Annotated in this window: 10 protein-coding genes; 3 read left to right on the plus strand and 7 right to left on the minus strand. The window is 35.4% G+C overall.

What is annotated here, in order from left to right:
- The first annotated feature begins 361 nt into the window (after positions 1-361).
- From COO03_RS13555 to COO03_RS13565, 3 genes are read left to right on the plus strand one after another with little or no spacing between them, the layout of a single operon-like run.
- Entirely contained in the window at positions 362-1,324 is a 963-nt protein-coding gene (locus COO03_RS13555; RefSeq protein ID WP_097897682.1) for an AAA family ATPase, read from the plus strand.
- On the plus strand, positions 1,324-2,538 hold the full coding sequence (locus tag COO03_RS13560; RefSeq protein WP_097897683.1) for a DUF58 domain-containing protein: 1,215 nt from the start codon (positions 1,324-1,326) through the stop codon (positions 2,536-2,538). The genes COO03_RS13555 and COO03_RS13560 overlap by 1 nt, the downstream gene beginning before the upstream one ends.
- Positions 2,535-4,763, plus strand: coding sequence for a transglutaminase TgpA family protein (locus tag COO03_RS13565; protein ID WP_097897684.1), 2,229 nt, complete (start codon positions 2,535-2,537; stop codon positions 4,761-4,763). Before COO03_RS13560 ends, COO03_RS13565 begins: the two co-directional genes overlap by 4 nt.
- 118 nt (positions 4,764-4,881) lie before the next feature.
- Here the strand turns inward: COO03_RS13565 and COO03_RS13570 are convergent, their stop codons facing one another.
- The 7 genes from COO03_RS13570 to COO03_RS13595 form a co-directional block, all read right to left on the minus strand.
- Positions 4,882-6,684 carry an ABC transporter ATP-binding protein gene (locus COO03_RS13570; RefSeq protein ID WP_097897685.1) on the minus strand — a complete coding sequence of 601 codons (1,803 nt, stop codon included), beginning with the start codon at positions 6,682-6,684 and terminating at the stop codon, positions 4,882-4,884.
- 10 nt (positions 6,685-6,694) lie between these two features.
- Positions 6,695-7,882: a nucleotidyltransferase domain-containing protein gene (locus tag COO03_RS13575; RefSeq protein ID WP_097897686.1), complete on the minus strand. Its 1,188-nt coding sequence runs from the start codon at positions 7,880-7,882 to the stop codon at positions 6,695-6,697.
- Positions 7,872-8,360: a lasso peptide biosynthesis B2 protein gene (locus COO03_RS13580; protein WP_097897687.1), complete on the minus strand. Its 489-nt coding sequence runs from the start codon at positions 8,358-8,360 to the stop codon at positions 7,872-7,874. The genes COO03_RS13575 and COO03_RS13580 overlap by 11 nt, the downstream gene beginning before the upstream one ends.
- 36 nt (positions 8,361-8,396) lie before the next feature.
- Entirely contained in the window at positions 8,397-8,699 is a 303-nt protein-coding gene (locus COO03_RS13585; protein WP_097897688.1) for a lasso peptide biosynthesis PqqD family chaperone, read from the minus strand.
- Positions 8,665-9,633 carry an aldolase gene (locus tag COO03_RS13590; protein WP_097897689.1) on the minus strand — a complete coding sequence of 323 codons (969 nt, stop codon included), beginning with the start codon at positions 9,631-9,633 and terminating at the stop codon, positions 8,665-8,667. Before COO03_RS13590 ends, COO03_RS13585 begins: the two co-directional genes overlap by 35 nt.
- Positions 9,634-9,720: 87 nt before the next feature.
- Positions 9,721-9,846, minus strand: coding sequence for a paeninodin family lasso peptide (locus COO03_RS26495; protein WP_141523258.1), 126 nt, complete (start codon positions 9,844-9,846; stop codon positions 9,721-9,723).
- A gap of 14 nt (positions 9,847-9,860) precedes the next feature.
- Positions 9,861-11,798 (minus strand): lasso peptide isopeptide bond-forming cyclase, encoded by a 1,938-nt coding sequence (locus COO03_RS13595; RefSeq protein ID WP_097897690.1) that lies wholly within the window; start codon positions 11,796-11,798, stop codon positions 9,861-9,863.
- Positions 11,799-12,211 lie beyond the last annotated feature (413 nt).

Raw genomic sequence — 12,211 nt, forward strand, 5'->3', positions numbered from 1 at the left:
AACATAGAAATTATATAATGTGATAAAAAGGGGGAAATTCCTCAACAGTGCCAACTATTTCAAGCAAATTTTTCTTTCCTTGCCCCTTAGATTTGCTTTCCCCCTGAAATAAAAATCCCAAAAACAAATTTTATTTTACACGAGTTATTTACATAGACCATACTTATCACAATAAAGTGAAACCTTAATCAGTGGTTTTTTCTTCATCCCCCACTAATCTCGGTTTTTTACAGGCAGCCCGACTCCACCAAACTTCTTTGTTTTCTCCAGATTTTGAGATGAGGGTCTTACTGCCCGCAAATAGTGGGATTAATTGAATGAACTAGAACTAGAAAAAGAAAATGAAATTGGGAGGGGTACGATGACGCAACTCGATTCTTTGCATCCAGTTGTAGAAAAGATAATCAATAATATTGAGAAGGTGATGGTTGGAAAACGAAAGGAAATTACCCTGATCTTGGCGGCTCTCTTAGCTGAAGGTCATGTACTATTAGAAGATGTTCCAGGTGTTGGGAAAACAATGATGGTACAAGCCCTTGCCAAATCCATCGATGCAGATTTCAAAAGGATTCAATTCACTCCTGATTTACTGCCATCAGATGTAACAGGTGTTTCTATTTATAATCCGAAAGAATTACAATTCAAATTTATGTCAGGACCTATTATGGGAAATATTGTACTAGCTGATGAAATTAACCGTACATCACCGAAAACGCAATCAGCCTTGCTTGAAAGTATGGAAGAAGGCAATATAACAGTAGATGGGATAACAAGACCTTTACCGAAGCCATTTTTTGTAATAGCTACACAAAATCCAATCGAGTATGAAGGAACTTATCCTTTGCCAGAAGCTCAGCTTGACCGTTTCTTACTAAAGCTAAAAATGGGCTATCCCACACCGGAAGAAGAGTTTGAAGTTTTAAACCGTACAGAAAAAACAAAGCCTATTTCTCATTTACAAGCTGTTATTACAATAGGAGAATTACTACACTTACAACAAAACATACGGGAAATATATACGGCCAAAGCCATCAAGCACTACATCGTAAAACTCGTTAATCAAACCCGCTCTTATAACTCCGTCCAATTAGGAGCTAGTCCGCGTGGTTCCATTGCTTTAATGAAAGCATCACAGGCATATGCGCTCATAAATGGCAGGGACTATGTCATTCCTGATGATGTTAAATTTTTAGCGCCATATGTTTTGTCCCACAGACTCATTTTAAAAATAGAGGCGAAATTTGAAGGGATAACACCAGAAAGTATCATTACAAAAATTCTCGCCCGGACTCCAGTTCCGGCTCAAAAGGCAAAAAACTCCTGATGAAACAGCTATTACGAGTAGTTCATAACGTCGTAAAGCTATCGGTAATTGTTTTATTCATTGCTTTAACATTTCTATACACCATGTTACAAGGAGAATTCGTAAGTTGGTTTCTATTTTACAGCTTTATTCCTTTCGGTCTTTATTCATTACTGTTTCCCTTTTGTGCCCTATGGAACGCCGAGGTGAGACGCATAACAAATCAAAAGGAGTACACAGCCGGACAGCAACTTTTAGGCACTATTACAATAAAGCGAAAAATCCCCTTTCCCTTGTTTTATTTAATTGTAGAAGAAGTACTACCTATGGGATTCAAAAACTGCAAACAATCAAAAAAAGCAAAAGTATTATTATTTCCAGGATTCAAACGAAATATTTCATATCAATACGCAATCGACGCACTCCCTAGAGGTGAACATAACTTTTCGAGTGTACGTGTAAAAACTGGTGATGTATTTGGGATTATTGAAAAAGAGACAACCTTTTCAGTTCCCGATAAATTTTTAGTTTACCCTCAATATATAGACATAACTTATAGACAAGTGGAAAGCTATTTCGAACAAGGAACGCTTTCCTCAAATGTGAATGTAGCAAGAGATGCGACAATTTCAGCTGGTGTCAGAGACTATAAACCCGGTGACCGTTTTTCATGGATCGATTGGAAGGCAACTGCTCGAAAAAACAACATTATGACAAAAGAGTTTGAGCAACAGCGAAGTCATGATGCCGTAATTTTTATGGACAGAACGCCCTCTCCCATGTTTGAATTAGTTGTTACGTTTACAGCTTCTCTCTTGAGATCTATCTTAAAACATGATTCACAAACATCATTCATATCCACCGGAAAAGAACAAACCATTTTCTCTTTACATCATGGAGAGACACAATTACAACAAATTTTCTGTCATTTAGCAAAAGTACAAGCAGACAATATGTTCCCGCTCTCTCAAACTATAGAAATGGAGTTAAAGAAAATCTATCAACCAATAACATTCGTACTTGTGACAAGTAATCTTTCCCCCGATATTCAAAAAATTGCTGAAAGTATGTCAATGAAAAACAGTAGGCTCATGATATTTGTCGTCAAAGAAAAAGCACATCAATTCTCAAATCGGGAGCTAAACGTACTCGAAACACTGCGAAAACGAAAAATATTTGTGAAAGCGGTTTATGGGAATCATTATGCAAATGTATTTTTTGGGGTGAGCAAATGAGAACATTACCTTCAAATAATAAACGAGATATTAGTAGTTTCCTAATGCACATATTCGGTTTTCTCATTTTATTAGAATGGTTAAGGCCACTTATAGAAGTTACAGACATGGTAAGACTGAATCTCTTTACAGGATTTATAGGAATTTGCTTCGTTCTCTCTTTTTTTCAAGTGCGATTTCAAATTTCTATAAAGATTGTAGCCATCTTATTTATGATTCATTCAGTAGATTATAAGGGAAGCTTTATTCATCCTGCCTGGTTGATAGAATTCTTGTCTGATTTTTCTCGTAATATCACTCTTCTCTTTCAAGCAAACTGGTGGGATCTTTCCAAAGTCTTTCAGACCTTCTTATTTTTTCTAGTGCTCTGGTTTTTGTGCTTCCTCATCCTCTATTGGATTATTCGCCAAAAACGTGGGCTCTTATTTCTTACCTTAACCATTATTTATATCACAATTTTTGATATATCCGGATTACACGACATGAATAGAGCGATTATCCGTACAATTATAACTGGTTTTTTCATGCTCAGTCTTCTCCATACTGAACGCATAAAAACGTCCGAGAACTTGCAAAGGCACACCAAATTTGCACCGAGATTACTCGTACCGACTGCTGTATCTATTATACTTGCGATAACCCTTGGATATTTCGCTCCAAAACCTGGTCCTCAATGGTCTAATATTGATACTTTCTTAAAATTTGATTCACCTTCAGCGAATAAGGAGGCAGAAATCAGCAAATCTGGTTACAGTATGGATGACTCTCAATTAGGCGGTCCTTTTAAATGGGACGACACAATTGTTTTCACGGCGCAAATGCAAAACAGTCAATATTGGAGAGTGGAAACAAAAGACTTTTATACCGGAAAAGGTTGGAAAATTTCTGAAACTCCAAAAAAAATTTCTTTTAAGAATAAAAACAACGTAGTGAGTTGGTATGAGCCTAATACAAAAACGGAAACTACCGAAGCGATTATCACCATGCAAAAAGACTACCCTCACCTTATTTATCCCGCAGGATTAGTATCGGTTGAGGCTACTTCTAATGCATCATTCAGTGCAGATCCCTTTTCGGAAAAAATCTATGTGATGAAAGACAATTATTCCACTACCTTAAACAAATACAAGGTAACTTATGAGACTCCTCATTTTTCTATCGAAGACTTAAAAGCTGTAAAAACAGCAGAGGGTCTAGAGGCAAGTCCTTATTTTATAGCAAAGTATACACAACTACCCGACTCGTTACCAAAGAGGGTAAAAGACTTAGCCATAAATCTTACAAAAGATAAAAACAATCGATATGATCAAGTATTAGCTATCGAAAGCTACTTCGCAGATAATTCCTTTGTATATGAAATAGAACATGTTAAGGTTCCCGGAAAGGATCAAGATTATACAGATCAGTTTATCTTCGATACAAAAAGCGGATACTGTAATAATTTTTCAACATCTATGATTGTTTTACTTCGCTCTATCGGAATTCCCTCACGCTGGGTGAAAGGATATACAGGAGGCACTCTTGAAAACAAATTGACTGATTCAGAGTATAAGAACATTTACACAATCACTAATAAAAATGCTCACTCTTGGGTGGAAGTATACTTTCCGGGATACGGATGGGTCCCGTTCGAACCAACAAAAGGTTTTAACAATCCGTATAACTTCACACACGATACTTCAGCTCCCGCCTCACAAAATAGCGCAACCACGGTACCTAGCAACGAAGAGATTCCCCAGCAAAACGAAGGAGTAAAACAAAAGAATGTAATAGAGAATACGGAAGTTCCATCTAACGGAAAGATTGTCGATTCAAAAAAAACGTTTTCATGGTGGTATTTGTTCCTTTGTATTATATCAATGAGCATACTTAGCTATGTCCTCTTTACTACTAGAATAAAGTGGTTCGCATTTTTTATCCTTTTCTTCTATAAATACCGAAAGGGAGATGCTGTTTATTCAAAGGCATACAACGCACTTTTAAAACAACTGGCGAGAAACGGCATTCCCCGCAATGAGAGTCAAACATTGAGAGAATATGCAATCCATGTAGATACCCTTTACAATTCGACTGATATGCAAAAACTCACTCTTAGTTTTGAAAATGCTATTTATCAAAAAAATCATGCCGCATCGGAATGGAACAAATCTGTACACTTATGGGAAAAACTCATAAAAAAAGCATCCTCTCCGCCCAAGTCAAATGAATTCGATACGGTAATTTGATTGAAAAATGCACAATATAAAAAACCCGAATCACAGACCTTTTTTCAAAGCTTCTATGATTCGGGTTACAATGCAACTCCCACGTAATTAGCTCATCATCACCTGCACTTCTTCCTTCCTATGAGCTAACTTCTATCTGTGTTCCTAATAGATTACTAAACACACCTTTTCTTTCCTTTGCTAATTGACTAAATGCTCCTCTTTGAACGATTTCTCCCTGGTCTAATACAATAACCTGATTAGCATTTCGTATCGTTGATAAACGATGAGCAATCACGATAATGGTCATCGTTCCCTTTAATCTTTCTAACGCAGCTTGAATTTTCGCTTCATTTTCAGTATCTAACGCACTTGTTGCCTCATCTAACACTAAAATGGATGGTTTTCGTAAAATTGCCCGTGCTAATACAAGTCGCTGTCGTTCTCCCCCAGAAAGTCTGATCCCGCGATCTCCAATGAATGTGTCAAGCCCCTGCGGAAGCCTTCTTACAAATTCAGCAGCTGCAGAAAACTCCAGTACCTCCCAAATTTGTTCTTCGCTTGCATTTGGTTCAATCATCAACAAATTTTCTCTTATACTTGCATTAAATAGAAAGGGATCTTGCGGAACATAACTAATGGACCTCCTTAATGACAATAAATTATTACTTGTAAGAGGGCTACCATCTATTAGTACTTGCCCTTTTTCCGGCTGCATAAGTCCCATTAAAATATCAATTAACGTACTTTTTCCTGCCCCTGAGCGTCCGACAATGGCTGTCATACTCTTGGTTGGAATTTGTAAATGAATATTTTGAAGGGCATATACAGATTCCTTCTGATTATAGCGAAAATAAATATTCCTACATTCAATCCCTTTTTCTATAAATATCGGTTTTACATATTTATGCTGTTGGTTCACATCTTGTATTTCAATTACTTTATTGCATTCCTCCCGTAATTCCAATAAAGACTTAAAAGCAGGAATACTTGCAGCAAGTTGCTCTAGATTAGACTGAACCCCTGTAAATCTTGGCCATAGCCTTGAAAAAATGAGAATGATTAATAATAATTGCTCTGATTGTGCATGAAACAACGTTACAGATAAAAATATAAAAGATGCAATTAAAACGGCCAAGGAAATTTTATAAAAAACTTGAGAATTTGACCTTATTTCCATATATTCCATTTGTTCATTATTCATTTTTTCTGTTAAAGAACGAAACCAAGTTAGACGTGATGCTTCTAAAGTATTACTTTTAATGTCTTTCATTCCGTTAAAATGGTCCGTTATACCAGCAAGATAATTTTGTGCTAATTCTGAAGTTTTACTCCCTAGTATTCGTGCTTTTTTAATAAAAATACGAGAAGCAAATGAGAATACCAATCCGAATAACAAAACAAATATAGTTATTTGGGGAGATAATAAAAACGCAAACCCAACCTGTATGAAAGTAAAAAGGATAGAAGCTAACAATTGTAAAATAAGATTAATTCCGTAGCTAACACGAGCTAATTCTGTAGTTAATGCATTTATAAGATCCGTTTTCCTTTTTTCTAGAAAAAAACTCCATTTTGCTTGTAAAATCAAACTATATGTTTCCAACCTTAACTTCCGAGTAAAGTCTTGTTGCGTTTTCGCATCCCTTAAGGTTATATTTCTTTGTAATAGACTTTGACTAATCACCAGTAATATATATATACCTAAAATAAGAGGTAAGCTCGTTATTTCAGGAAAATCCTTTAAAATTTCAAAAACAGGTGCACTAAGAGAATTTCCTCCCTCTATATTGACAATTCCACTCATACTTATCATAGGAATTAATAAAATAATTCCTATCCCTTCAAGTAAACTAATTAAAACCATTCCAAAAAGATTCATATACAGGATTTTCCCTGCAGAAGAGTATAATTGCTTCATGAAATATATAATATGTTTCATTGGGTCCCCCCTATAGCACAGCAATCTTCCTTGTTTTCCTCCAAAGACATAGAAACGGACGTAAAGGAAAATACAAAAAATGAAGAGATTTAGGTAACGGTAATGTTTTAGCATCAATTGGATAAGGATAAAGTTGACTCATAATAAATACAATCTTCTGCTGATTAGACATCAACGAAAATAAATGGCGACTATGGTACGTAGCAACTTCTTTAGGAACAGGATCTGTATGTAAATTAATCATTTGTTTGAAATAAAACAGAGCTTCTTTCGCTAGTTGTTTTGAACATTTATTGGCTAATAATCCTACCATTCTTTCATTTAGCGATGTATGCAGCAATTGAGATGCTAAAATTAATGCTTGTCCCCCTAAATGAAGCATTTGATATTTTCTTAGTAACTTATTAATCTCATCCCATTTAAGATCTTGATTGACAATTTGTTTTATATCTACTAACCAGCGTAATCTGGACCAACCGTGTCTTGCTCCATGAGAAGCAAGAAATAAAAATAAGTCTTCACTTCCTAACATATATACAGAATCATCCATAAGTGTACTTTTTCTCTTTCGATCCCAGAGCTCTTCAAACCCAGGTTCCTTCCCTGGACCAGGATTTAGCCTCCAATGAAGTTCAAGTTTGATCCGCTTTGTTGGATGGAAAAATGTTATATGATGATGTCTCCATTTCCAATCATTTAATATCGTTTGAATATAATCATCTTTCACATATCCCTGCTCTAAAAGAAGTTTTTCTGCTTTTTCTAGATTAGAAATAGGAATAAGGATATCCAAGTCGCAGGATGTTCGCAGGGAAATATCTCCGTATAGATCCTGCGACAGTACAGGTCCTTTTAAAAAAAGAGTACGAATCTCATTTACGTTAAATAATTTACTTACTTGTTCCATTTCAGCACTTAAATGAAGCATTTGAAACGTATTTTTTTTGAATGTTACATACAGATTTTGAACAACATGGGAAGGAATCAGTTTCTCATCCACCTCTTTGAGCTTACGATAAATCAATGGATAAACACGGTGATGCATAGTTAGTTCAAGAAATACATTCCAATCAATGTCCGTAAACCATTCATGACTGTGTGCTGGTATGATATCATCATCTTGTAACTTCAAAATTTCAAAAATAAGTTTTAATTCCTTAGACATAAATTCCAAATTGAGACTAAAATCATTCCCCATTGTATTCTCCTTTAATCGTTTCCGCGTGTATCCTTTTTGCAAATGTTCCAACGACAGTGAATTTCCCCATTCCTTCCGACCCAGTAACATAAAAAGAACCACTACGTAACCATGCATGCGCAATTAATTTCCCACTATTATCTTTAGCAGTTCCTAAGTAAAGGGTGCTCTCAATTTGCCGTTTCTCGAGCATTTTCATCCCAGCTATAGCTTTAACAAGGCATTGGCTTTCCCAAAAAGTATAACGGCTCATAATAGATATGGCCTGGGACACATTCTTTAGTATCTTCCTGTGTGATGATTGAATATGAATAAAAGATGTTTCATCCATGTAATCTCCTAAAGAAGGTGCAACTTTAGCAAATGTTATATTTTTTAGAACACGGGCCCACCCTAAAAAAAGAAACGCCTCTAAAAACAAAAACTTTGTTTTCGTATCCAGCGATAAAAATAGCCTTAGCCTTTTCACAATATTCATTATTCCCTTCCTAACAGTTCTATAAAAAATATGAACCTATTTAGGCTGATCTTTAATATAAATTAAACCTTCTTGAAACAAACACTCTAAAAAGGAAAGAACTTGTTCTTCACAATCTATTTGTTTTATATTATATTTGGATAATAATGTAGTAACTAACTGAGTAACCATAATTGGATTTTCAATAAGATCCCATATCTCTCCCCCTATTTCACCCAAATTATAATACTTTCCTTTTTGGACATTTAGCATAACCTTTTCTCCATCCATATCGCTTACTATATTTCCTTTACTTTGTACAATTTTACATTCTAGCGAAACTTCTCTTATATGAACCATCTGTCATACTCCCTTTCTGTATAGAATTTAAAATAACCTGTACAAGTTCGTGAGCTGTAAAGCGTGAAGTTGGACGCTTTAATTGAAACATTTCAATTCCACTTGCAACATTGGAAGAAGTTTCAAAATGCCATTCCATCAATCCTAATCTTGAAAGTAAAGAGTTCCGATATGTATGGCAAAATAATGTATGCAAACGTGTAAGCCCTTCAATTCGAATCATTTCAATGCCCGCACTCTCTGTTGTCACTAGCTCGATAACACCTGCAAGAGGTAATGGATCTGTGAAAAATTGAGAAGTTACAGGAACAGCATACTTCGTTTCTCTTTCAAACAACGGATGATACTGTGCTATTTCCATTCCAAACTCATTTAAGCTTTCTTGCCATAGTTTTTGTTGAGGATAAGACGGATGCACCATCGGAACATTCTCACATAAAAAAGACACAGCAACTATGTCATCACTTAAAAGCTGATATCCTTTGCTTAAAAATGCCGAGGCAAGGGTTGATTTTCCAGCCCCTGAATCCCCAATCAAAGCATAAGCTTTTCCGTTTATAGCGATTACACTTCCATGTAGTGGAAGTACCTTTCGTTGCATTAAAAGTGCTCCCATACAAGTTCCTAAAATATAAAGACGTATTTTGTCTTCTTTCGCCTCTGGCACAGGTGAAAAAACAATTCTTTCACCTGCCTGTATTGAAAATATAGCAGTATGAGGAACTTGAAACATTACTACATCATCTTCCACTACGAATGTTTTTTGCTGCGCTGCGTTATATTTACTCCATTTCTCCGATAAATCAGCAATTTCAACTTTAATATCTGCTATATCTTTCTGTTCATTCATTCGAGGTAATTCTGGTAGAGGAATTTCACTTACTATTTTTAATCCAAAAGCTTTATATAACACAATACTCATAGAATCTATCATCGTCTTCACTCCGTATTGTCAAAAAGTTATTTTTAAAGCTCTCATATAATCTAAAGCTATATAAGAGCTTTAAATGTTTCTAATGACTTAACTATACTTTACTGGATCATCCGGATCAGGTTGAACAGCATCAGGAAGTTTATGCCCAGGTCCAGCCATAGTCATATTGATGTCAAGTACTTCTAATACAGGTTGCTCCCATTCCTTTTTCATAATATCACCTCCTTTCAAATAGACCTTTTTATGAATCGATAGAAAATTAGGCTGCGCATTAAAATTCTAAAGTCTAGATCAAATGCGTATTCTGGCCGTGGTTCTCTACGAATTTTTGAAATTGCATTTTTAATTACTTCTACATTTAAAAATTCGGAAATTATAGGATCTACGCTAAGCTGTTGAAGTTCCTCAATAAATTCATTCCAAAAAGGAGCCATACGATAAACACCATCTGCACCTTGAACACCTCGAACTCGTTGATTTAATCTCACTTTATCAGGAAGAAAATTTTTGGTTGCTCTTCGAATAAGTGCCCTATCTAACCCGTTTTGAACGTACTGTTCTTCCGGAACTGACAAACAAAATTGAATCATCCGTAAATCATTTGTAGGATCACGATCCCATAAAGCATAGCGTAACGATAATTTCGTTTCATATGTCCCATTTATGCTCCAATAATATGGTTTTTCAAACTGTTCTCTTTTCATGTCATATGCACTTGAGATAGATGCACCTGTTATATCAATCTCCTTCTCTTTGAGTCTATCGAAAACATTCATTTTTCTTGCAAATTCTGGATTAATAATTACAGGAAAAATACTTTGTTCTTCTGGCGAAAGTAACTGATTCAAAAATGGAAATGCTTTTTTTCTTACTACCGCGAAAACACGTGATTTTTTTACTCCTATATTTCTACTATATAAATGTAATTCGCGAAAAAAGCGCATCAAATGTAGTTTTTTCAAAAGCATCGCTTGGTAATCTAAAACAGGCCCCCACGATACTGTCCAATTGCCCCTTTGTCCACTGAGTAGTACACCTATTCCCTGCCGGGAGGCTTTTTCATAAACTCCACTCAGCCAAAAAGTATTCTCAAAGAATTTATATGGCATCTCCATTGTTTCTAGCCAATCATCAACTTCTGATAGTGGACTTCTCTCTGGCAATTCCAAATAATAATCCTTTATATTTCCTACATGCTGTACAGTTGATTGAATAAATGGTCTTTCATCAGCTACTCTACCTTTGTGAGTCCAATCTACAAATCCGTCTACCGGGACATAGCTAAACGTATGTAATTGTTTATTTTCAGCCCGTAAATCTCTTGCAGCGAAACCAACGACAGAACCCGAATCCAGCCCCCCACTCAAATGAGCCCCTACTTGATGATGCGTGCGTAAACGTGCCTTAACTGCACTGCGATATACATCCCGAAACGCTTCCTCATACTCTCTATTTGATTTAAGTCGAAGCATTTCTCCATTAGTTGGTGTATAATATCGTGAAAATGTCACTTTACCTTCCTTTACCAAAATAGTGTGTGATGGAGGGACCTGCTCTATATATTTATAGACTGTTAAAAACGGATCTACTGATTCAAAATTAACGGGTATAGCTAAAAATTCAGCAAGCCACTGTTCATTCAATGTTTTTTTGATATAGGGAAGAGTAAACAATGGATTTATAATTGTACAAAAAGCAAATTGTTTCTCACCACGGTAAAAATACAATGTCCGACTACCAGAGAAATCTCTCGCCCCAAAAAGGGTTTGCTTTTTCTCATCCCAAATCATAAAGGCAAAATCACCAACCAAGTGCTTTGGAGCCGCTTCTCCCCATTTTTGATAAGTAAGTAAAATCAGCTCACTATCTGTCATATTCTTTCTGTCTGCATAATCCACTTGTAATTTTTCAAATAACTCATTACGATTATCAATAATAGCATCTGCCGTAATCGCCAGTTGCTTCTCATAATTATAAAAGGGCAATTGCTCTCCAACGGACTGTGGTGTAATCCATTGGGCATGACACCCAAGGAAAGCATTATTTTTATGCCATATTTGAACATCATCGGCAGGATACTTTTGTAAATGATTCATCAATCTTGTGCCGTGTTCAATCGATATGCTCTCTTCATTAAAATGAATAATACCTGTTATAGCACTCATTTTCTCCTCCCATTACGTAACAAGTAAGTACAAGTTCTCTTTTATATATTTATTTCATTCAACATGTTTTTCCTTACTATAGAATCAACATTCAATATTCACTTACCAATATCGTTCTATTTAAAGAACAATATTGGTTATGTCAATACCTGATCAATTAAATAACCCGATTTACTATTACTAGTTATTTCTTCTATAGATAAGATTATATATAAGTTAAAGCTATCATTATATCTTTTTTATGTCAATGAACCATCAGTACTTTTAACCAACATTTTCCATAGATAAGTTCATTATAATGAACTTATCTATGGAAAATGTATGATTCGAATATTTATTCATTTGAGTACTCTCATTAATAAAAAAACTATCTATATAAATCCCTGCTATGCAGAATAAAAAGTAACCTACAC

The organism is Bacillus sp. AFS098217, assembly GCF_002551815.1.
Taxonomy (GTDB): domain Bacteria; phylum Bacillota; class Bacilli; order Bacillales; family Bacillaceae_G; genus Bacillus_A.

What these genes read in the sequence shown, in the direction of transcription:
- COO03_RS13560 (WP_097897683.1), top strand. Translation starts at nt 1,324, where the DNA reads ATGAAACAGCTATTACGAGTAGTTCATAACGTCGTAAAGCTATCGGTA.
- COO03_RS13580 (WP_097897687.1), bottom strand. Translation starts at nt 8,360, where the DNA reads ATGAATATTGTGAAAAGGCTAAGGCTATTTTTATCGCTGGATACGAAA.
- COO03_RS13565 (WP_097897684.1), top strand. Translation starts at nt 2,535, where the DNA reads ATGAGAACATTACCTTCAAATAATAAACGAGATATTAGTAGTTTCCTA.
- COO03_RS13555 (WP_097897682.1), top strand. Translation starts at nt 362, where the DNA reads ATGACGCAACTCGATTCTTTGCATCCAGTTGTAGAAAAGATAATCAAT.
- COO03_RS13595 (WP_097897690.1), bottom strand. Translation starts at nt 11,798, where the DNA reads ATGAGTGCTATAACAGGTATTATTCATTTTAATGAAGAGAGCATATCG.
- COO03_RS13575 (WP_097897686.1), bottom strand. Translation starts at nt 7,882, where the DNA reads ATGGGGAATGATTTTAGTCTCAATTTGGAATTTATGTCTAAGGAATTA.
- COO03_RS13590 (WP_097897689.1), bottom strand. Translation starts at nt 9,633, where the DNA reads ATGATAGATTCTATGAGTATTGTGTTATATAAAGCTTTTGGATTAAAA.
- COO03_RS13585 (WP_097897688.1), bottom strand. Translation starts at nt 8,699, where the DNA reads ATGGTTCATATAAGAGAAGTTTCGCTAGAATGTAAAATTGTACAAAGT.
- COO03_RS26495 (WP_141523258.1), bottom strand. Translation starts at nt 9,846, where the DNA reads ATGAAAAAGGAATGGGAGCAACCTGTATTAGAAGTACTTGACATCAAT.
- COO03_RS13570 (WP_097897685.1), bottom strand. Translation starts at nt 6,684, where the DNA reads ATGAAACATATTATATATTTCATGAAGCAATTATACTCTTCTGCAGGG.